General features: G+C 60.5%; 21 protein-coding genes. 5 read left to right on the plus strand and 16 right to left on the minus strand.

The genetic code is table 11. The features are described 5' to 3' along the window. The first annotated feature begins 119 nt into the window (after window positions 1-119). Window positions 120-2,126: an EAL domain-containing protein gene (locus tag ABN482_RS15785; protein ID WP_349504887.1), complete on the plus strand. Its 2,007-nt coding sequence runs from the start codon at window positions 120-122 to the stop codon at window positions 2,124-2,126. A 47-nt stretch (window positions 2,127-2,173) separates the two neighbouring features. On the opposite strand, the gene rpsQ is transcribed toward ABN482_RS15785, so the two are convergent. The 10 genes from rpsQ to rplC are packed head-to-tail and all read right to left on the minus strand — an operon-like array spanning window position 2,174 to window position 6,975. Continuing rightward, window positions 2,174-2,467, minus strand: coding sequence for a 30S ribosomal protein S17 (rpsQ, locus tag ABN482_RS15790; RefSeq protein WP_109062575.1), 294 nt, complete (start codon window positions 2,465-2,467; stop codon window positions 2,174-2,176). 2 nt (window positions 2,468-2,469) lie between these two features. Continuing rightward, window positions 2,470-2,661, minus strand: coding sequence for a 50S ribosomal protein L29 (gene rpmC / locus ABN482_RS15795; RefSeq protein WP_349504869.1), 192 nt, complete (start codon window positions 2,659-2,661; stop codon window positions 2,470-2,472). Between the two features lie 23 nt (window positions 2,662-2,684). Then, the gene (gene rplP, locus ABN482_RS15800) at window positions 2,685-3,101 is read right to left on the minus strand and encodes a 50S ribosomal protein L16 (protein ID WP_349504870.1); all 417 of its coding nucleotides are present in this window, start codon (window positions 3,099-3,101) and stop codon (window positions 2,685-2,687) included. 2 nt (window positions 3,102-3,103) lie between these two features. After that, a complete protein-coding gene (gene rpsC / locus ABN482_RS15805; RefSeq protein ID WP_109062572.1) occupies window positions 3,104-3,898 on the minus strand; it encodes a 30S ribosomal protein S3 in 795 nt (264 codons plus the stop codon). Window positions 3,899-3,907: 9 nt separating this feature from the next. Continuing rightward, window positions 3,908-4,237 carry a 50S ribosomal protein L22 gene (gene rplV, locus ABN482_RS15810; RefSeq protein ID WP_109062571.1) on the minus strand — a complete coding sequence of 110 codons (330 nt, stop codon included), beginning with the start codon at window positions 4,235-4,237 and terminating at the stop codon, window positions 3,908-3,910. A 3-nt stretch (window positions 4,238-4,240) separates the two neighbouring features. Continuing rightward, window positions 4,241-4,516 carry a 30S ribosomal protein S19 gene (gene rpsS, locus ABN482_RS15815; protein ID WP_143859284.1) on the minus strand — a complete coding sequence of 92 codons (276 nt, stop codon included), beginning with the start codon at window positions 4,514-4,516 and terminating at the stop codon, window positions 4,241-4,243. Between the two features lie 12 nt (window positions 4,517-4,528). Then, the gene (gene rplB / locus ABN482_RS15820) at window positions 4,529-5,359 is read right to left on the minus strand and encodes a 50S ribosomal protein L2 (protein WP_349504871.1); all 831 of its coding nucleotides are present in this window, start codon (window positions 5,357-5,359) and stop codon (window positions 4,529-4,531) included. Next, a complete protein-coding gene (gene rplW, locus ABN482_RS15825; protein WP_349504872.1) occupies window positions 5,360-5,656 on the minus strand; it encodes a 50S ribosomal protein L23 in 297 nt (98 codons plus the stop codon). After that, on the minus strand, window positions 5,653-6,285 hold the full coding sequence (gene rplD / locus ABN482_RS15830; protein WP_349504873.1) for a 50S ribosomal protein L4: 633 nt from the start codon (window positions 6,283-6,285) through the stop codon (window positions 5,653-5,655). Before rplD ends, rplW begins: the two co-directional genes overlap by 4 nt. Window positions 6,286-6,288: 3 nt before the next feature. Beyond that, window positions 6,289-6,975: a 50S ribosomal protein L3 gene (gene rplC, locus ABN482_RS15835; RefSeq protein ID WP_349504874.1), complete on the minus strand. Its 687-nt coding sequence runs from the start codon at window positions 6,973-6,975 to the stop codon at window positions 6,289-6,291. A 437-nt stretch (window positions 6,976-7,412) separates the two neighbouring features. On the opposite strand from rplC, the gene ABN482_RS15840 reads away from it, so the two are divergent. Beyond that, window positions 7,413-7,856 carry a helix-turn-helix domain-containing protein gene (locus ABN482_RS15840; RefSeq protein WP_349504875.1) on the plus strand — a complete coding sequence of 148 codons (444 nt, stop codon included), beginning with the start codon at window positions 7,413-7,415 and terminating at the stop codon, window positions 7,854-7,856. 67 nt (window positions 7,857-7,923) lie between these two features. Here ABN482_RS15840 and ABN482_RS15845 read toward each other — a convergent pair whose 3' ends face one another. From ABN482_RS15845 to ABN482_RS15860, 4 genes are read right to left on the minus strand one after another with little or no spacing between them, the layout of a single operon-like run. Next, on the minus strand, window positions 7,924-9,939 hold the full coding sequence (locus tag ABN482_RS15845; protein ID WP_349504876.1) for a bifunctional diguanylate cyclase/phosphodiesterase: 2,016 nt from the start codon (window positions 9,937-9,939) through the stop codon (window positions 7,924-7,926). A gap of 27 nt (window positions 9,940-9,966) precedes the next feature. After that, window positions 9,967-10,644 carry a transglutaminase-like cysteine peptidase gene (locus ABN482_RS15850; RefSeq protein WP_349504877.1) on the minus strand — a complete coding sequence of 226 codons (678 nt, stop codon included), beginning with the start codon at window positions 10,642-10,644 and terminating at the stop codon, window positions 9,967-9,969. After that, window positions 10,641-11,309 (minus strand): response regulator, encoded by a 669-nt coding sequence (locus ABN482_RS15855; RefSeq protein ID WP_349504878.1) that lies wholly within the window; start codon window positions 11,307-11,309, stop codon window positions 10,641-10,643. Before ABN482_RS15855 ends, ABN482_RS15850 begins: the two co-directional genes overlap by 4 nt. Next, window positions 11,306-12,724: a cache domain-containing protein gene (locus ABN482_RS15860; RefSeq protein WP_349504879.1), complete on the minus strand. Its 1,419-nt coding sequence runs from the start codon at window positions 12,722-12,724 to the stop codon at window positions 11,306-11,308. The genes ABN482_RS15855 and ABN482_RS15860 overlap by 4 nt, the downstream gene beginning before the upstream one ends. A gap of 131 nt (window positions 12,725-12,855) precedes the next feature. On the opposite strand from ABN482_RS15860, the gene ABN482_RS15865 reads away from it, so the two are divergent. Together ABN482_RS15865 and ABN482_RS15870 are read left to right on the plus strand one after the other, a co-directional pair. Beyond that, a complete protein-coding gene (locus tag ABN482_RS15865) occupies window positions 12,856-14,949 on the plus strand; it encodes a carbon starvation CstA family protein (RefSeq protein ID WP_349504880.1) in 2,094 nt (697 codons plus the stop codon). Window positions 14,950-14,951: 2 nt separating this feature from the next. Further along, complete coding sequence (locus tag ABN482_RS15870; RefSeq protein WP_349504881.1) at window positions 14,952-15,188, plus strand: YbdD/YjiX family protein; 237 nt, start codon at window positions 14,952-14,954, stop codon at window positions 15,186-15,188. A gap of 84 nt (window positions 15,189-15,272) precedes the next feature. Here the strand turns inward: ABN482_RS15870 and ABN482_RS15875 are convergent, their stop codons facing one another. Together ABN482_RS15875 and ABN482_RS15880 are read right to left on the minus strand one after the other, a co-directional pair. Then, window positions 15,273-16,730, minus strand: coding sequence for an MASE2 domain-containing protein (locus ABN482_RS15875; RefSeq protein WP_349504882.1), 1,458 nt, complete (start codon window positions 16,728-16,730; stop codon window positions 15,273-15,275). A 16-nt stretch (window positions 16,731-16,746) separates the two neighbouring features. Next, on the minus strand, window positions 16,747-19,011 hold the full coding sequence (locus ABN482_RS15880) for a type I secretion C-terminal target domain-containing protein (protein WP_349504883.1): 2,265 nt from the start codon (window positions 19,009-19,011) through the stop codon (window positions 16,747-16,749). Between the two features lie 37 nt (window positions 19,012-19,048). Here ABN482_RS15880 and ABN482_RS15885 point away from each other — a divergent pair. Continuing rightward, window positions 19,049-19,317: hypothetical protein (locus tag ABN482_RS15885; protein ID WP_349504884.1), on the plus strand; the 269-nt coding region annotated here is incomplete at its 3' end.

Below are 19,317 nucleotides of genomic sequence, written 5' to 3' on the forward strand. Positions count from 1 at the left end.
GGCGCTGATAACAATCGGATATATTTCACCGAAACCGATTGTCAGGATCAGGCATGTCTGTTCTAGCATTATTTCACGCACCAAGGGCATGGCTGCCCAAAGTGGCTACCGCACGGCCCATGGTCGCGATACGCGAGGGCTTGCTGTGGACGCTGCCATTTTTGCTGATCTCGACGCTCTTTCTGCTCCTGTCGCAAATCAGTCGCATGTCAGACATGCCTGCGCAATGGAGCAATACCCTTTCGTCCATTTACTGGATGCTGCGCGATATCCTGCCCTGGATCGCAAGCATTTCAATCGGCTATATCCTGGCCACGCTGCATCGCCTGCCACCGCTGCCAACTGCGTTTCTCTGCCTGTCCTACCTGTTGCCGATCGATAGTCTGCTGGCGGCCACACCTCGTCTGGCCCAGACACTATCATTCCTGGTGGCGATCCTCACGCCCTTGTTCTGCGTACCCATCATCGCCCGACTGCATGGCCTCCGATGGCTCCGGCTGGCACCACGTGGCATCGCCAGCAGTGCCGTGCGCGAAACGCTCAATCTGATTCTGCCGGGCGCGGTGACCGGGGTGATTCTGCTGCTGCTGGTTTCGACGACATTGATTCCATTGAGCATGCTTGATCCCGCAGGTCTGCAGGACTGGCTGGCCCGCATGCCTGCCATTGTGCTTGGCCCCGTTCTGGTACTTGTGAACTCGATCGCCTGGTTTTTCGGTATCCACGGAAACTACCTGCTGCAACCCATCCTGGATATGCTGGATCACTTGCCGGCACTGCACGAGGGCCATCACCACTACGCCCTCAACCGCGCCATGCTGTTCACTTTCGTCTATACCGGTGGCAGTGGTGCAACCCTTGGCCTGATCCTGGCCATATTGCTCTGTTCGTCACAGAAGGCACTGCGCCTGCTGGCGCTGCTCAGCCTGCCCACAGCCTTCATCAACATCAATGAAATCCTGCTCTTCGGGATTCCGCTCATCCTCAATCCCTGGCTGCTGGCTCCTTTTATCCTGGCTCCGATGACAGCCATGGTCTGCACGCTGGGCGTGCTGGAGCTGGGCTGGCTGACGCTGATGCCCATGCAACTGCCTTTCAGCACACCCATACTGTTCAATGCCTATGCCCTGAGTGGCAGCAACTGGTCAGGTGCTGCATTCCAGTGCTTCCTGGTTGCCCTGAGTGCAGCCTGCTATGCACCGTTCATCCGACGCATGGAGCAACGCCAGCATCTGGGGCAGTCTGTCCATATCAAATCCATGGACATCACGTTTACACGCCTGCAGGAGGCATCTCAGCTCCTGACCCGCGAACCGGTCAGCCAGGCCGTTCTGCACCAGCAGAACAAAGACGCCGCAATGCGCGATATGCGGGCACTCAGCCACGCCGAGTTCTATCTGGAATTCCAGCCACAGGTTTCCCTGCACAACCGCCAGTGCAGCGGTTGCGAGGCATTGCTGCGTATCCGCACACCAGATGGCAGCATCCTGTCGCCGGCCCGTTTCCTGCAATCCCTGCATGAAGCCAGCCAGATGACCGAAGTCGATCTGTGGGTCGCCAGACAGGCCTTGCAGCAATACCGTCAATGGCGCAGCGAAGGATTTACGCTGCCCATCAGCATCAACGTCTCCGGTGCCACCCTTCTCGATCCAACGGCGCTGGAACACCTGGCCAGCATTCTGGCGCGCGCCGAGGGCATGATATCGGTCGAGCTGACGGAAGAAACGCTGATTGGCGATGAACATGCCCTGCACCATGCCTTCCGACGCCTGCACGATATTGGTGCCCGGATCTACATTGATGATTTCGGAACCGGCTATGCAGCCCTGAGCCATCTCTATCGCTACGATATCGACGTCGTCAAGCTCGATCGCAGCTTCATCCTGTCCAGCGATACCGACAAAGGCATGCAGGTACTATCCGGCATCCTGAATCTCTGCCATGGATTGCAATTGCAAGTGGTCGTGGAAGGCGTGGAAACGGCAGAGCAAATGCAGGCCCTGCATATGGCCAGCACCCATGACATGGGAATACAAGGCTGGTATTTCAGCAAGTCCCTGCCTGGCGATGCGCTCAGGCAGTTCACGCAAAAAAGGCACTTGCCGGAAGCAAGTGCCTTGGGATGATCACCAGACAGGATGCCTTTCAGGGAAAGGCATCCTGGCAGTCACGATCAGATGATGCGTGCGGCCTCGACCAGACGGGTCACCGTCCAGGACTTGGAACGCGAGATCGGACGGCCTTCGGCAATCTCGACCGTATCACCTTCGTTGTACTGGTTGGTTTCGTCATGCGCCTTGTACTTGTTCGAGCGCACCACGATCTTGCCCAGCAGCGGGTGTTTGACGCGACGCTCGACGCGAACGACGACCGTCTTGTCCATCTTGTTGCTGACAACCTGACCAACCAGCGTACGCTGGCGCTTGGCGGGCTGCTCGGCAACCGGAGTGGTTTGAGTTTGACTCATGTTTAGCTCCCTGCCTTCTGGGTCAGCGCGGTACGGACGCGCGCGATGTCGCGGCGAACCTGCCGAATCTGGCTGGTATTGGTCAGCTGTTGGGTAGCACGTTGCATACGCAGGCTGAACTGGGCCTTCAGCAGCTCTTCGAGCTCCTTGTTCAGTTCGGCCACGTCTTTGGAACGGAGGTCTTGTGCTTTCATGTCAATATTCCTCTGGTCCGCAATTACACGCCAACCTGGCGGGTAACGAACGTGGTGGCGATAGGCAGCTTGGCTGCAGCCAGACGGAAGGCTTCGCGGGCGAGTTCTTCGCTCACGCCTTCCATCTCGTACAGCACCTTGCCCGGCTGGATTTCAGCAACCCAGAACTCGGGATTGCCCTTACCGTTACCCATACGGACTTCGGCAGGCTTTTGCGAGATGGGTTTGTCCGGGAATACACGGATCCAGATGCGGCCACCGCGCTTGATGCGGCGGTTGATGGCACGACGGGCTGCTTCGATCTGACGAGCGGTCAGGCGGCCACGACCGATGGCCTTCAAACCGAACTCGCCGAACGACACATGCGCGCCACGGGTGGCGACGCCGGTGTTACGGCCCTTCTGCTCTTTACGATACTTTCTGCGTGCTGGTTGCAGCATGCTTATTCTCCTTCAGCAGGCGCGGCAGCAGCCTCGCTCTTGCGCGGTGCACCACGACCGCCGCGGCCGGTACGCTCGCCTGCGGGACGATCACGACGATCGCCACGGGGCGCGCGGCGCGGACGGCGCTCTTCTTCACGCGGTGCGGCTTCGGGCGGCAGTTGGCCGTTGGCCAGGATCTCGCCCTTGTAGATCCAGACCTTGATACCGATGATCCCGTAGGTCGTATGCGCCTCGGACGTCGCGTAATCGATATTGGCGCGCAGGGTGTGCAGGGGCACACGGCCTTCGCGATACCATTCGGTACGTGCAATTTCGATGCCGTTGAGACGGCCCGAGCTCATGATCTTGATGCCCTGGGCACCCATGCGCATTGCATTTTGCATGGCGCGCTTCATGGCACGGCGGAACATGATCCGCTTTTCGAGCTGTTGCGAGATCGAATCGGCTACCAGCTGAGCATCGGTCTCAGGCTTGCGGACTTCTTCGATGTTGACGTGCACGGGCACGCCCATCAGAGTCTGCAGATCGGCCTTGAGGGTTTCGATGTCTTCGCCGCGCTTGCCGATCACCACGCCCGGACGTGCCGAGAAAATGGTGATGCGGGCATTCTTGGCAGGACGCTCGATGACGACGCGGCTGACCGAAGCGTTCTTCAGTTTCTTCTTGAGGTACTCACGGACGCGGATGTCGGCGGCCAGCGTTTCGCTGAACGTCTTGTCATCTGCGAACCAGCGCGAACCCCAGTTGCGGGTCACCGCAAGACGGAACCCAATCGGGTGAATTTTCTGTCCCATCGTGGCTCCTTAAGCGCCGACTTTGACCACAATGTGGCAAGTCTGCTTTTCGATACGGTTGCCGCGGCCTTTGGCGCGAGCGGAGAAACGCTTCATCGATTCTGCCTTGTCCACATAGATGGTGGTCACACGCAGTTCGTCGATGTCGGCGCCGTCGTTGTGCTCGGCATTGGCGATGGCCGATTCGACGGCCTTCTTCAGGATGCCTGCGGCTTTCTTGGGCGTGAAGGTGAGGATATTCAGAGCCTGTTCGACCGACTTGCCACGGATCAGATCCGCAACCAGACGGGCCTTCTGGGCCGAAATATGCACACCACGGATAATGGCTGTGGTTTCCATGGCTTACCTCTTGGCCTTCTTGTCCGCCGCGTGACCCTTGAACGTACGGGTCAGTGCGAACTCACCGAGCTTGTGACCGACCATGTTCTCGTTGATGTAAACGGGAACATGCTGGCGGCCATTATGCACAGCGATGGTCAGCCCGATGAATTCGGGCAGGATGGTGGAGCGGCGCGACCAGGTTTTGATCGGCCTCTTGTCTTTACCCGCGACAGCCGTGTCCACCTTCTTGACCAGGTGGGCATCGACGAACGGGCCTTTCTTAATAGAACGTGACATAGTCTTGGCCTCTTACTTACGCTTGCGCCGTGATTGGACGATCATGTTGTCGGTCCGCTTGTTGCGACGGGTCTTGAAGCCCTTCGCCGGAGTACCCCATGGGCTGACCGGCTCGCGAGCTTCGCCAGTACGACCTTCACCACCACCGTGCGGGTGATCGACCGGGTTCATGGCCACACCACGCACCGTCGGGCGGATACCGCGCCAGCGCACAGCACCGGCCTTGCCGATCTTGCGCAGGCTATGCTCTTCATTGCCGACTTCACCAATGGTGGCACGGCATTCGATGTGCACGCGGCGGACTTCACCGGAGCGCAGGCGAACCTGGGCGTAGGTACCTTCACGGGCCATCAGCACTGCCGAGGCACCAGCCGAACGGGCCAGCTGCGCACCCTTGCCGGGTTGCATCTCGATGCAGTGAATCGTGCTACCGACCGGAATGTTGCGGATCGGCAGGGTGTTGCCTGCACGGATCGGCGCTTCGCTGCCGGACACCAGGGTGGCACCCACTTCGAGGCCACGCGGAGCGATGATGTAGCGACGCTCGCCGTCGGCGTACACCAGCAGAGCCAGGTGAGCCGTACGGTTGGGATCGTATTCGAGACGTTCGACACGTGCCGGAATACCATCCTTGTTGCGACGGAAGTCGACCAGGCGATAGTGCTGGCGGTGACCGCCCCCACGATGGCGAATCGTGATGTGACCGTTGTTGTTACGGCCGGAACCACGCTTCTGCTTTTCGATCAGGGCATCGACCGGGCGTCCTTTGTAGAGGTCCGGGGTCACTACCTTGACCATGCCACGGCGACCTGCCGAGGTAGGCTTGACTTTAACCAGAGCCATTTAGTTCACCTCCGCAAAGTCGATTTCCTGGCCTTCCTTGAGCGTGACGTAGGCCTTGCGCTCATTGCGACGGCGACCCACGAAACGGCCAAAGCGCTTGACTTTGCCCTTGCGATTCAGAACCTGCACGGACTCGACCTGCACCTTGAAGAGCAGTTCGACGGCAGCCTTGATTTCAGGCTTGGCAGCGTCCGAAACGACACGGAACGCGACCTGCTGATATTTTTCGGCAATGAACGTGGCCTTTTCGGTCACGATCGGGGCCAGAATGACTTGCCACAGACGATCGTTGCTCATCCCAGGATCTCCTCAAGTTGAGCGATGGCAGCCTTGGTGATCAGCACCTTGGCATAGTGAACCAGCGACAGAGGATCGGCATAGCGAGGCTCGATCACGGCCACGTGGGCCAGGTTGCGCGTCGCCAGGTAGACGTTTTCATCAACCGTATCGGTGATGATCAGCACGCCTTCGCGGGGACCGGGCTGCAGGCCAAGTCTCTTGAGCTTGTCCTGGGCCAGCTTGGTCTTGGGCGCATCGATCGAGAAGGTTTCGACGACCGAGATACGGTCTTCGCGGGCCAGCTGCGACAGAATCGAGCGGATGCCGGCGCGGAACATCTTCTTGTTGACCTTCTGGCTGAAGTTCTCGTCGGGCGAGTTCGGGAATGCACGACCACCCCCACGCCACAGCGGCGAGGACGTCATACCGGCACGGGCACGGCCCGTACCCTTTTGGCGCCAGGGCTTCTTGGTGCTGTGCTTGACCACGGAGCGGCTCAGCTGGGCACGATCACCGCTGCGTGCGTTGGCCTGGTAGGCCACGACGATCTGGTGAACCAGTGCTTCGTTGAAGTCGCGACCGAAGATCGTGTCGGGCACGCTGATGGTGCCTGCATTACCCTGATCGTTCAGGAGCTTGATATCCATGGCTTAAGCCCCCTTGCCAACGTGTTTGATTGCCGGGCGGACAACGATGTCGGAACCCACATGACCGGGGACCGCACCCTTGACCAGCAGCAGACCACGCGCAGCATCAACCCGGACCACGTCCAGGTTTTGTGCCGTGCGCGTCACGTCACCCATGTGACCTGCCATGCGCTTGCCGGGGAACACACGACCCGGATCCTGTGCCATACCGGTCGAACCGGGAGCACGGTGGGAGCGCGAGTTACCGTGCGAAGCACGTTGCGACTTGAAGTTGTGACGCTTGATCACGCCAGCGAAGCCCTTACCGATGGTGGTGCCCGTGACGTCGACCTTCTGGCCTTCGGCAAACACACTTTCAACGGCCAGGACGGCACCGGGAGCCAGTTCGGCTGCCGTGGCGGAATCGAGGCGGAATTCTTTGAGGATGGAGCCAGCTTCTACGCCAGCTTTGGCGTAATGGCCGGCCTGCGGCTTGGTCACGCGAGTGGCGCGACGCGTACCGTATGCAACCTGCACGGCGGCGTAGCCATCGACTTCGGGCGTTTTGACCTGAGCGACGCGATTGTTGGACACGTCCAGCACCGTCACCGGAACAGATTCACCCTGTTCGGTAAAGATGCGGGTCATGCCAACCTTGCGCCCCAGCAGCCCCAGCCGATGAGCGGCAGGCGTGGACGTCGGTTTCGACATTATTTTCTCCGGGGTTGGACCCTGGGTTGTACCCTTTAATCCCAACTACGATTGGTTGGGGCGAATTACAAGGCAAACCCAAAGGCAGCCTTGATGATTTGAATACTGCAAATACAAAAGCACCTGCCAAAAATGGCAAGTCTCTAATCCTAGCACAACCATCATAAAGAAAGCAACAGACAGGATGTCCAAGCGCGACGGACCTGTCTCTTTCAGACATCCATACACCTGCCCGAAAGGTTACGAAAACCTTGGATCGGCTCTAATTCTGAGCCCCGCAGACAGGCATGACCGAATTTTTCCATAGAGGTGGCAGCCTTGGCAGTCCGTTTCTTCTGTGGAAACACCTCAAACCATGTCGTTACATAAATTCTCAAACCAGCACATTATCTGTCGTGGTGACACGACCAAATCTGTAGCACATGAGTATGAAAAGCATGCCTATCAAAACTTTCGCAAACAAGCTCGGATTAACTTTGGCCAATCATCGCAGGGCAAAAGGACTCACGCAGGAGCAACTGGCCGAGCATCTTTCGGTTGAGCAGGAAACCATTTCCCGCTTCGAGCGCGGCGCAACCCTGCCGCCACTGCCACGCCTGCTGCGCCTGGCAGACCTGCTCAATGTGCCACTGGTTGACCTGCTCGGCACCTGTTCCCCTCGACAGAGCGATCAGATCGCAGATATCGCCCGTTCATTGCAGAGCCTCGACGAGGAAAACCGGGAGTGGGTGCGCCAACTGGTCGTCGAACTGTGCAACAGGCTCAGCGGCAAGAACATTACGACCATCAATATGCCTGCCAGTTTTCTTTCCCTGCCTGGCAACGGTGGCAATAATAACCTGCCCCACCATTCCGTCACGCCAGAAATGCATACTGAATGAATCCTGCCGGCTAGGCACCGCACATCGATTGCCCGGCTGGTTTGCGCCATGCCCTCGCAGGATTGCGCTAGCCCGGCAAGGCACTCACGGTTTCAGCCTCGGATTGCAGCACGACGATGCGTACGCCTGCCTCGCGCAACCGCTCCGCTGCCTCGGCCGTGACCGAGCCATCCGCCACGGCCTGGGCCTGCATCGCTGACATGGTTTGCATGATGGCCCCCAGAATGGCCTGTGCTCCGACGTGGTGCGGCAGATCATCGACGAAGTCGCTACCCAGCTTGACATAGGCCAGCGCCAGGCTGTCGAGATAGCGCAGGGCATCGAGCTGCTGCGTCAGGCGGCGCAGGCCGAACCTCACGCCGGCCTGGGCGAGCCCTGCGCAGAACTGCTGGACATCCACGCCATAATCGCGCTGCCCCTGGACGGACAGGGCAAAGGCATCCAGTTCGATGAACAGACGCCGCGCCGGTTGCGCATGGCGTGTCAGCAGCGCCATGACCCGATCACGGAAATCCGTCTGGGCCAGCGATGCCAGCGATACCTTCAGGACCAGTTCGCGGCCGTCAACCGCCAGCCACGACAACGCCAGTTCCAGTGCCCGCAGGTCACATTCGGCCGACAGGCCCACGCGCACGGCTGCCGGCATGAACATATAGGCTGACAACACCTCGTTCTGCTGGGTCCGCAGACCCAACGTCGCTTCGTAGCGCACGGCATCGACCGGGGTCCCGCCAGCAGACTCGTCATGCCAGCGCTGCAATGACAGCAGCAACTGGTTGCGTGACAGCGCGGTCTCCAGCAATTGACGCCAGTGCCCTTCCCCGGTGGAGCCGCCCCCCTGGTCCTGCCCGGAGAGGTATTCGATCTCGCCATGGCCGGCATTTTCTGCCCGCATCAGCGCCTGGTCGAGACGCCCCATGACGGCCGCCACATCCTCGCCCTGAACATAGTCGGTCAGCGCCAGCGACCAGCGGCACTGCCTGCCACTATCGAGGGTCACACGCAGGCGGGTCAGCACCTGCAACAGACGCTGAGCCTGGCGATTGGCCTCCAGGGCCGAAACACCTGGCAGCAGCAGCGCCAGATCTGAACCATTCAGCCGAGCCAGTACCGCCCCTTTCACGCCATTGTCCCGCACCTGCACGGCCAGCGCCTGGGCCACCGAGCGCAGCCATTCATCCGTCTGCACGCGAGTCATCTGCTGGTTGATGGCAGCCAGGTCACGCAGCCGAAAGACCAGCGCATGACCGGTGATGTCCGGCAATGCCGATTCGTCACCCGCACCGCCAGCCTGCAGCAGGCGGCGCAATTCATTGACAAAGTAGCGGCGTGTCGCCAGTCCGGTCACGGCATCGGTATGTAGCTCGAGTTGCAACTGCTCGATCTGGGCATGCTGTTCCTGTGCCGTGGTACGCACCCGCTCGCGCATGGCATGGATGGCCTGCGACACCGACGCCAGCTCAGCCATGACAGGCGGTGCCTGTCGCTCATCAACCGTATCATTCAAGCCGACCGACTGCACCGGGTTCATGACTTCCTTGACCAGTGCCCGCTTGAGCCAGCGAATCATCCAGACCGCAAACAGTGCCCATGTCGCCCCGGCCACCAGCACCAGCACCAGGATGCGTACCGAGCTGCGCCACAGTGCCTCGCGGGCATAGCCATCATGCGGCGTCAGGCTGACCACGCCGACCTGGGCCCAGCCATCGGCCACGCCACGCTGCGCCGCACCGGTGGTCAATGGCAGCAGACGATTGAACCAGTCAGGTGCCGCCGAAGCCGACGCACCTTCCTGCCCGAGCCTGCGCTCGAAAATGACCTTGCCGTCGGTATCCGAAAATCGCACGTCGCTGAACTGGGCCGTATCGAACAGGGCCATCATGATCAGCTCACGGGTCACGGGGTCCTGGTTCGTGGATTGCGACAGCACCAGCGCCAGCGTGGCGGCAGCATTCTCGCCCTGCGCACTCAATTGTTCGTTGAGGTAGCCGCGCGCCGAGCCGATGCTGAAAGCCAGGGTACCCGCCAGGATGCAGATCATGGCCAGGGTAACGCTGAGAAGCAATTGTCTGAGCAGAGACATGGGTAAGCCTTTATTATCAATCGAGCCTTACGGCTGGAATCCTTCCTGTTGCATCCGCGTCAGCAGGTCGCGCCAGCGACTGATCCGGTCAACCGACGTCGTCTGTCCGCCCGCATAGATACCCTGCGCATTGAAGCTGAATACAGGCGTGAGGTCACGCCGCTGGCTGGCCGGCAGAATCGTGCCCACCAGATTGTCGAGCACCAGCGGTTCGGCATTGGGCGTCGGGTAATAGCCCAGCACCATGTGCGCAATGCTTTCCTGGCTGCCGATACCGCCGATACGTGCGCGCACATAGACGAACCGGAGTTTCTCGGGAGCCACGCCCAGCCTGATCAGGGAAAAGTATTTGCCGATGACATAATCCTCGCAATCCCCTGCCCGCTTGCCCAGGCTCTCCAGCGGCGTCGCCCAGTAATCCTCCTGGCCCCAGACCGCCTGGTCGGTCGATCCCTGCACCCGCGTATTCCAGAAATCATTGACCACCCTGAGCGTTTCTGGCTCCGATGCGGCAGGCCCGCGCTCCATCAGGTCGAACCACGCCTCGACGGCCTGTACAGCAGGGGAGCCATAGCGCGACTGCGCAAGCTGCAACACCCGTGCCCGGTCATAGTCGAACGACCAGACCAGTCCCGACAGCACCACCAGCAACCAGGCACACGCCAGCAGGACATACCCGCGAGCCCGGCCAGGGCGCAGCATCATGGCACGCTTCCTCCGCCTTCGAAGAGATCCCGGTGCTCGACAGCGTACTTGACCAGTTCAGCCTGTCCATCGAGTGCCAGCTTGCGCCGGATATTGCAGCGATGCGTCTCGATGGTCCGCACCGACACGTACAGCTTCTGGGCAATCTGCTTGCTGGACAGGCCTTCACCGATCTGGCGCAGCACGTCACGCTCACGCTGGGTCAGCAAGGCAACGCTGGTCCCGGCCTGGGCCAGACGGGCCATGATGCGAGCGCTGAACCAGGTCTGCCCCGCCATGACGGCCGTGACCGCCACGGCAATCTCGTGTGCCGGCCCATCCTTGACCAGATAGCCACGCGCACCGGCCCGCAAGGCCTGGGTGATGTATTCGACATGGTCATGCATGGACAGCACCAGACAGGCGATCTGCGGCCATTGTTCATGCACCTGGCCGATGAGCGCCAACCCATCGGAGCCCTGCATGCTGAGATCGGTCAGGATCAGGTCCGGCAGCGGCAATCCCTGGTGCTCTCGTACCCGCAACCACGACAGTGCACTGGCGGTACTCTCGGCCTCGCCCATGATCTCCAGCCCGGGTTCTGCCCCCAGCCGCAGGCGCAGGCCATCGCGGACCAGCGCGTGATCATCCACCAGCAACAACTGCACGGCAGCGGTTTCGATCATGCACTCACCGTACTGGAGAAGTCAGGACTGCGGGCAGGCAGGGGCAACCATGCACGCAACAATGCACCATGCGCCTGCGCATCATCCAGCCGCAACCGCCCCCCCAGCATCTCGACACGTTCCCGCATGTTACGCAAGCCGATTCCTCCCTCGCTCTCGGACGATCCGCCACCAAAGCCGGTGCCATTGTCCTGGATGACCAGTTCGACGCCATCGGGCGCATAGCGCAGGATCAGCGACGCCCGAGTCGCACGGGCATGACGGACGATGTTGGTCAGCCCTTCCTGGGCAACGCGAAACAGCGTCGTGGCATAGGCCTCCGGTAACGGTACGGCCTGACCTGATTCTGACACATTTACCTGGAGCGCGGCAGGGTTTTCCCCCTCGGGAGAACACTCTGCAGCAAGGTGGCGCAAGGCGGCCGGCAAGCCCAGGTCATCCAGCAACGCCGGCCGCAGGTTGTGGGACATCCTGCGCAACTCGGCCAGGGACTGGTGCAACCGCTCCAGGGCGCGTGCCAGCGGCTCATCCAGACTGTGTCCGGGTGCCTGGCAGACCTGCTGATGCCGTGCCAGACTATTCTGTGCCGTCTCGACCATCAGCTTGACCGACACCAGCATCTGGCTCAGTCCGTCATGCAGCTCCCTGGACAGACGTGCCCGCTCTTCTTCCTGGGAATAGACGACCTTGCGCGCCAGTTGCCGCAACCGCGCATCGGCATGACGGTGGTCACTGATATTGAGCGCCAGCGCGCAGCCGGTCACCAGCAGGATCGCCAGACAGGCAATCGCAATGGCCTGTCGCTGCATGGCATGGATGCTGTCCTGGGCAGCCGCATCGACCTGCGCCAGGGCCACCTCGACATCATCGAGATAGATACCGGTGCCGAACATCCAGCCCCATGCTTCGAGCGAGGCCACAAAGCCCAGCTTTTCGGCAACATGCCCTCCTGCCGACGGTTTAGGCCAAAGGTAGCGCACCGGCTTGCCATTACGGCCGCCTTCGCGAGCGACTTCAAGCAGCAGGCGGATGGGCTTCTGGCCACTGGCATCCTGAAAATCGAACAAATTCTGCCCGACCAGTTCCGGCTGGCGAGGATGCATCAGGTTGACACCCTGCTCGTCGTATACGAAGAAATAACCGTCCGGGCCGAAATCCATTCGCGCCAACAGATCCAGCGCCTGTATTCTGGCCTGCTCGTCATCACGCTCGGCCAGCGGCTCGATCACGCTATAGGCCAACCGGACATAATGCTGCAGCTCACTTTCCTTGCTTGCCAGCCAGGCCTGCTCGACGATGGCCTGCTGTTCTCGCGCCAATGCCATGCCCTGTCGGGCCATGCTCCAGGTCGTCGCCGCCAGCGCAACCAGTACAGGCAGAATTGCCAGCAGCAGGATTTTCAGGCGAAGCCTCATGGCAAAGCGGTATATGGCCTGTGTATTAATACGTAGAGAAATTGCGTAGTAGCACGCTTGTGAGCCCAGGCGGGCAACCGAAATAATAGCCGATAGTCCCCGCACCACGCGGAGGAATCGAGGAGATACACATGCATACCCTGGAAAACAGGGGCTGGACCAGCCATATCATCTGGCTGGGCATCGCCCTGCTCGGCGCTTTTGCGCTCGGCACCGTCGCGCTCGGGCGCGGCGAAACCATCAACGCGCTCTGGATCGTGATCGCCGCCGTCTGCGTCTATCTGATCGCCTATCGCTACTACAGCCGTTTCATCGCCAACAAGGTTTTCAAACTCGACCCTACGCGCATGACCCCGGCATGGAAGCACAACGATGGCCTGGACTACGTGCCGACCAACAAGCACGTGCTGTTTGGGCACCACTTCGCCGCCATTGCCGGGGCAGGCCCGCTGGTCGGCCCGGTGCTGGCCGCGCAGATGGGCTATCTGCCCGGCATGCTCTGGCTGCTGGCCGGCGTGGTGCTGGCGGGTGCAGTACAGGATTTCATCGTCCTGTTCATCTCCACGCGCCGGGATGGCCGCTCGCTGGGCGACCTGATCAAGGCCGAACTCGGCCAGGTGCCGGGCGTGATCGCACTGTTCGGCGCATTCCTGATCATGGTGATTATCCTGGCCGTGCTGGCGATGATCGTGGTCAAGGCACTGACCCATTCGCCATGGGGCACCTTCACCGTGGTCGCCACCATTCCCATCGCCATCTTCATGGGCGTGTACCTGCGCTACATCCGGCCAGGCCGCATCGGCGAAATCTCCATCCTCGGCATCGTGCTGCTGATGGCTGCCATCGTGTTCGGCCAGGATGTCGCTGCACACCCGACCTGGGGACCGATGTTCGACCTGGATGGCAAGCAGCTCACCTGGGCGCTCATCATCTATGGCTTCATCGCCGCCGTGCTGCCCGTCTGGCTGCTGCTGGCACCGCGTGACTACCTGTCCACTTTCCTGAAGATCGGCACCATCGTCGGTCTGGCAATCGGCATCCTGTACGTTGCGCCCGAGCTGAAAATGCCCGCGCTGACCAAGTTCGTCGATGGCACCGGCCCGGTCTGGTCCGGCAACCTGTTCCCGTTCCTCTTCATCACCATCGCCTGCGGTGCGGTTTCGGGCTTCCATGCGCTGATCGCCTCCGGCACCACACCCAAGTTGATCGAAAACGAAACCCAGGCCCGCTATATCGGCTATGGCGGCATGCTGATGGAGTCCTTTGTCGCCATGATGGCACTGGTGGCTGCCTGCGTTATCGAGCCGGGCATCTACTACGCCATGAACAGCCCCGCCGCACTGATCGGCACCACGCCCGAACAGGCCGCCCAGGTCGTCTCGAGCTGGGGATTCATGGTCACGCCCGACCAGTTGACGCAGATGGCCCACGACGTGGGCGAGAGCACCATCATTTCCCGTGCCGGTGGCGCACCGACGCTGGCCGTGGGCATGGCCTACATCCTGCATCAGGTGTTTGGCGGTGATGGCATGATGGCCTTCTGGTACCACTTCGCGATCCTGTTCGAGGCACTCTTCATCCTGACGGCCGTTGACGCCGGTACTCGTGCCGGTCGCTTCATGCTGCAGGATCTGCTGGGTACCTTCGCGCCCTCGCTGCGCCGCACCGAATCACTGCCAGCCAACCTGCTGGCCACCGCACTGTGCGTGGCTGCCTGGGGTTATTTCCTGTATCAGGGCGTGGTCGATCCGCTGGGCGGCATCAACACCCTGTGGCCGCTGTTCGGTATCGCCAACCAGATGCTGGCTGCCGTGGCGCTGATCCTGGGTACGGTCGTGCTGTTCAAGATGAAGCAGGACCGCTATGCCTGGGTCACCATCGTGCCCACCATCTGGCTGCTGATCTGCACGCTCACGGCAGGCTGGCAGAAGATGTTCGACGCCAACCCGAAGGTCGGCTTCCTGTCACGCGCCGAGGTGTACGCCAAGTCCGTGGCCGACGATGTCATCCTGGCCCCCGCCAAGTCGCTGGCCGAGATGCAGCGCGTGATATTCAACGACTACGTCAATGCCACGCTCTGCGGTCTGTTTATCTTCGTGGTGCTGAGCATCCTGGTATTCGGCATCCGTTCGGTGCTGATCGCCCGCCGCGACAGCCAGCCACATACGGCTGAAACGCCCTATGAGCGCCTGCCCGACGAGGCCCTTGCGCCTGCAGGACACTGATCATGGCCCGCCGACTGTTTTTCAACGGCGTGGCGGGCAATGCCCTGGCTGCCACTGGCGGCGCGGGGCGCTACCTGGGTCGCACGTTGCGGCTCATGGTTGGCCTGCCTGACTATGAAAACTATGTGACGCACATGCGCAAGACGCATCCGGAGCAGGAGCCGATGAGCTATGAAGCATTCTTTCGGGAGCGCCAGGAGGCGCGCTACGGTGGCAAAGGACGCATAGGCTGCTGCTGAGCCCGATCCTGGATAGTGCCGGGTCCTGCGTGACGGGACCCGGCACTGCCTTATCCCGGTATGCCACTCCAGGCCTGACAGATATTACGCATCGTGGCTCTCGGTCACGTCTGCCCGGTTCAGGACCAACAGCACCCAACCATCGCCAAACGAAGTCTCCAGCGCACTGAGGCAGCCGCCATCCACCATATCCACCATGAAATGGCGACAGAACTCACTGCGCCGCATGTGATCGACCACCTGAAGCCAGGCATCAATATCCTGCGTACTGCCAAGCGCAGGACCGCACTCATGATGAAAACAATAACGCATCATGTCGGCGAAGGTCTTGGTATCGGCCTGCACACTGAACCACTCGCGAAACAATGCATTGGAAAGCACCAGACGATCATCGGGATCGAACAGGCCCAGGCCGCATCCCGATTGTTCCAGCCCTTCGAAAAGCTTTTCCATCAATTGCGGCTGACGGGCATGCAGCGCCTCGAGGTCTGCTGCCCTGCCCACAGACTCCACGGCCGCCTCGCCCGCAACCGCCATGCAGTCCCGCCCCACCTGGCGAGCACGGTACAACGCCTGGCTGGCCTGCCTGACCCAATCGGCCAACGCCAGCCACTCGGGCCGATAGCCGGCAACCCCAAAGCACAGCGTCACACCCAAAGCCTGCAATTGCGGCGTATCCTGCACCGCCCGCCTTATCCGCAGCACGGCAAGGCGCGCCTGAGCCTGGCTGGCACCTGGCAACACGATACCAATGGTCGAGTCGTCCAGGCGTCCGACGATATCGCCGTCCCGCAGCACACGTTGCAGGCATTCACCCAGCGAAGGAAACAAAGCGTCTCTGGTTTGTGAGGCCACGCCATCATCGCGGCCGGCAACAGGGTCAAACGCCAGGCAGATCAATGAAGCGATATCCCCCTGGCGACAACGCGAAAACACATTCTGTGCCTGACTTTCCCAATAGCGCCGCACAAACAGGCCGGACTCTGGATCGTGACGCAGCCTGCGTTCATGCTCCTTGCGCTGACGACGCAGCCGGGCCACCACCTTGTCGAGGGAGCGCCCGATCAACAAGGGATGCAGCATGATCAACGGCGCACACAGGAAGATAGTCAACAGGCTACTGTGCGGTGACCACATGAAACCGTAGGACAGAACCCCCAGCAACAGCCCACACGCCTGCAAGCCCACACCCCTGGCCAGCAGACTGCCACCGCCCTGACGCCAGGTATTCAGACCACCCAACAACACCACCAGCATCGAGGGCAGCATGTCAAAACGCATGATCGCAATCATGACGCCACCCAGGAACTGGTCCACCAAGATGTTGCGCCGCCGAGCGACCCCGGGGGACAAGGCCTGCTCGGCAAGTTCTCGAGCCAGATATGGCCAACCCAGGCAAAACAATGCCGGCAATATCCAGTGTGCCAGCGGCGCTTGCTGGCGCCAAAGTACAGAGGCCAGCGCCAGGAACCCGAACAACAGGGTCACCTGGCGGGCCCGATGACCGCTTGGAATACGATACTCAGGCTCTTGGGGCGTCATTGCATCCAACACGATCTCAATAGTCAGAAGATTTTAACGTACCATCCTCCTTCAGAGATGCCGCGATATCCTGTGCCATCTTGGCGTCATAATCCACATTCTGCAGTTCAATCCGCTGATCGACGCCAAACTCCTTGCCCTTGCTGCTGATTTCGATCACGGTCTGTCCCTTGTCGCCTTCCAGCACACTCAGGTAGTCATCAACATTCCCATCCTGCAAGCCTTCGGAAAGCAGGCCGCGCACATCGAGCGTATCCGTACCAGACTTGCCGAAATCGGTAATCACGTCCACCGAAGGGCGCTCATTGGACCCGACATCGTTCAGCGTCCACACGAACGTGTCATCACCGTCGCCTCCCGTCAGAATGTCATCGTCGACACTGCCGAAGAGCACGTCATCGCCCTCACCACCGTTGACAGTACGCGCATGTAACGAAGCAGGGTCCTGCTCATGCTGCCGGACATGCGTATCGGCATCCTCATCAGGAGCCCACAACGCAGCAAGAGAGGCATGCTCATCACCCGATTCGGCGGCTGCCATCGTCATCTCGGCAGGAGCCACCAACTGCAGCCCCGTCACGAAAATACTGTCGGCCTGGTTGTAGTTGCCGCTCACACTCCACTCCAGCGTCAGTCTGGTACTGTCATGATCGGGCATGTCGTCGGGCAGGCGGATCAGGATCTGCGTAAAGCCATCGGCATTGCCAGGCAGGCTTGGATCGACCCACCAATCACCGGACAACGTCTTGACAGCATCCAGCGCACTCTTGCTGACCGCCGCACCGTGCAAAGCCTCGATGGTCAACAGACCCGTATCATGCGATCCGGCAACCTGGGCGGCACTGCTCAGCACAGCGTAGTCCACACCACCGAGCTTGATGACCAACGACACGCCCCCCGCCCCTGCGCCAGCACGCTGGACATCCACCCAGCCCACATTGATCGCAAGCACGGAGCCACTCTTCACACCTGCCACATCCTGGCTGATGGACGAAACACCCTGCGAGGCATTGACGCCAGAGCCTGCATACGGTTTGCCAACAGTCTCCCAGGTAAAGCCAGAACCGCTACGGTTCCAGTTCGCCCAGCCATCGCCGGCATAGTAGGGATTGCTGTATTCAGCGAAATCACCATTGCGGACAAGGTTGGGCTGATCCTCAGGCGGCGTGATAGGTGTCGGTTCTGGCTGTGGTTGAGGTTGTGGCTCGGAAGAGCCGGGCTGACCAGCATCGCTGCCACCATGATTGCCGGCATCACTGCCAGCGGCATCGGAGTCATGTCCCGTGCTGCCAGCATGGTCCGATCCCCCCGACTGTCCGCTATCACCATCATGACCACCATCCGTGCCCGCGTGCAACGTGGCAGACTTCGTATCACTTTCGACCTGCTGGTTGGAAGCAGGGTCAGCAGCATAGGCTTTGGCATCGATATGTGTCAGCGGGCTGCTGCCGGCTGGCAGGCGCACTTCCAGCACAGCCTGCAGATTGCCTAGCTGCGGCCCTGTAATGATCCAGCTGCCGTCAGCCTGATGCTCGGCAGTCACGCCCGCAGGCGCAATGATCTGTGCACCAGCAGGCAGCCCCTGGATGATGACCGAAGACACCGTGGCTGCATCGCTGCCATGGAGCACTTCGGCATCGAGCCGGATCTCGTAGTCGTGCGTTGCCGGCACCCCACCTTCGGTCTTGCCGTTGCCATAGACAACACCCGCCAGCTGGTTGCTGCCACTCACATTGGTACCGGTCAGGTTAATGCTGTCGATATGGTTGACCTGGTTGTTCTGCGGATGCGGTACTTCGCCCGTGGGCTTGATCTTGCCCTCATATGCACTCGGGATGAAGACCACATCGGGATGACTGTCGCCCGCGTTGCCAGTGACAGCATTCATCTGCTGCCAGTTGTGCTGGGTACCCTGGTTGTCGACCTGCCTAGTGGAATAGCTGCTCTCCGGCTGCAGGATGAAGACATCACTCTTGCCCGTCGAACCGTGGACATTGCCTTGCTGGTAAGCCTTGAAGTTATCCTGGCTCACGCCTTGCGGGCTGTTCTTGATGATCTGTTCAATTTCCTGCTGCGACAGATCGCGATATTCCTTGTAGTTCGACTGCCCTTCCCGGCCACTCTTGCTGTCGGTGTACCACAGTTGGACATTCTGACCGATGGCATAGATCTTGCCATCCTTGACATCGAAACCGTCAGGATTCTGGCTACCACCATTTACATGAGTGATATCGCCACTGCCATCACGGCTTTGCAAGGCAACGTCCAGCTTGACCCCCAATTCAGGCTCATGATCTGAGTCGGTATCGGAGGTGCTGGTGCTATCGCTATCCGAGCCACTGTCAGACGTACTGCTGCTATCGCTATCCGAGCTGCTGTCAGACGTGCTCGTGCTGTCGCTGTCCGAGCCACTGTCGGACGTACTGCTGCTGTCGCTGTCCGAGCTGCTGTCGGACGTGCTCGTGCTATCGCTGTCCGAGCTGCTGTCAGACGTACTCGTACTGTCGCTGTCCGAGCCACTGTCAGACGTACTGCTGCTATCGCTATCCGAACCGCTGTCAGACGTACTCGTACTGTCGCTGTCCGA

The organism is Corticimicrobacter sp. (genome assembly GCF_040137905.1).
Lineage (GTDB): Bacteria > Pseudomonadota > Gammaproteobacteria > Burkholderiales > Burkholderiaceae_B > Corticimicrobacter.

Bases quoted from the DNA above. Each gene is read 5' to 3' on its own strand.
- ABN482_RS15845 (WP_349504876.1), bottom strand. From the start codon at position 9,939: ATGTCTCTGCTCAGACAATTGCTTCTCAGCGTTACCCTGGCCATGATC.
- rpsC (WP_109062572.1), bottom strand. From the start codon at position 3,898: ATGGGACAGAAAATTCACCCGATTGGGTTCCGTCTTGCGGTGACCCGC.
- ABN482_RS15875 (WP_349504882.1), bottom strand. From the start codon at position 16,730: ATGACGCCCCAAGAGCCTGAGTATCGTATTCCAAGCGGTCATCGGGCC.
- rpmC (WP_349504869.1), bottom strand. From the start codon at position 2,661: ATGAAAGCACAAGACCTCCGTTCCAAAGACGTGGCCGAACTGAACAAG.
- ABN482_RS15785 (WP_349504887.1), top strand. From the start codon at position 120: ATGGTCGCGATACGCGAGGGCTTGCTGTGGACGCTGCCATTTTTGCTG.
- rplB (WP_349504871.1), bottom strand. From the start codon at position 5,359: ATGGCTCTGGTTAAAGTCAAGCCTACCTCGGCAGGTCGCCGTGGCATG.
- rplV (WP_109062571.1), bottom strand. From the start codon at position 4,237: ATGGAAACCACAGCCATTATCCGTGGTGTGCATATTTCGGCCCAGAAG.
- ABN482_RS15850 (WP_349504877.1), bottom strand. From the start codon at position 10,644: ATGATGCTGCGCCCTGGCCGGGCTCGCGGGTATGTCCTGCTGGCGTGT.
- rpsQ (WP_109062575.1), bottom strand. From the start codon at position 2,467: ATGAGTCAAACTCAAACCACTCCGGTTGCCGAGCAGCCCGCCAAGCGC.
- ABN482_RS15865 (WP_349504880.1), top strand. From the start codon at position 12,856: ATGCATACCCTGGAAAACAGGGGCTGGACCAGCCATATCATCTGGCTG.
- ABN482_RS15870 (WP_349504881.1), top strand. From the start codon at position 14,952: ATGGCCCGCCGACTGTTTTTCAACGGCGTGGCGGGCAATGCCCTGGCT.
- ABN482_RS15855 (WP_349504878.1), bottom strand. From the start codon at position 11,309: ATGATCGAAACCGCTGCCGTGCAGTTGTTGCTGGTGGATGATCACGCG.
- ABN482_RS15840 (WP_349504875.1), top strand. From the start codon at position 7,413: ATGCCTATCAAAACTTTCGCAAACAAGCTCGGATTAACTTTGGCCAAT.
- rplP (WP_349504870.1), bottom strand. From the start codon at position 3,101: ATGCTGCAACCAGCACGCAGAAAGTATCGTAAAGAGCAGAAGGGCCGT.
- rpsS (WP_143859284.1), bottom strand. From the start codon at position 4,516: ATGTCACGTTCTATTAAGAAAGGCCCGTTCGTCGATGCCCACCTGGTC.
- rplC (WP_349504874.1), bottom strand. From the start codon at position 6,975: ATGTCGAAACCGACGTCCACGCCTGCCGCTCATCGGCTGGGGCTGCTG.
- rplW (WP_349504872.1), bottom strand. From the start codon at position 5,656: ATGAGCAACGATCGTCTGTGGCAAGTCATTCTGGCCCCGATCGTGACC.
- ABN482_RS15860 (WP_349504879.1), bottom strand. From the start codon at position 12,724: ATGAGGCTTCGCCTGAAAATCCTGCTGCTGGCAATTCTGCCTGTACTG.
- rplD (WP_349504873.1), bottom strand. From the start codon at position 6,285: ATGGATATCAAGCTCCTGAACGATCAGGGTAATGCAGGCACCATCAGC.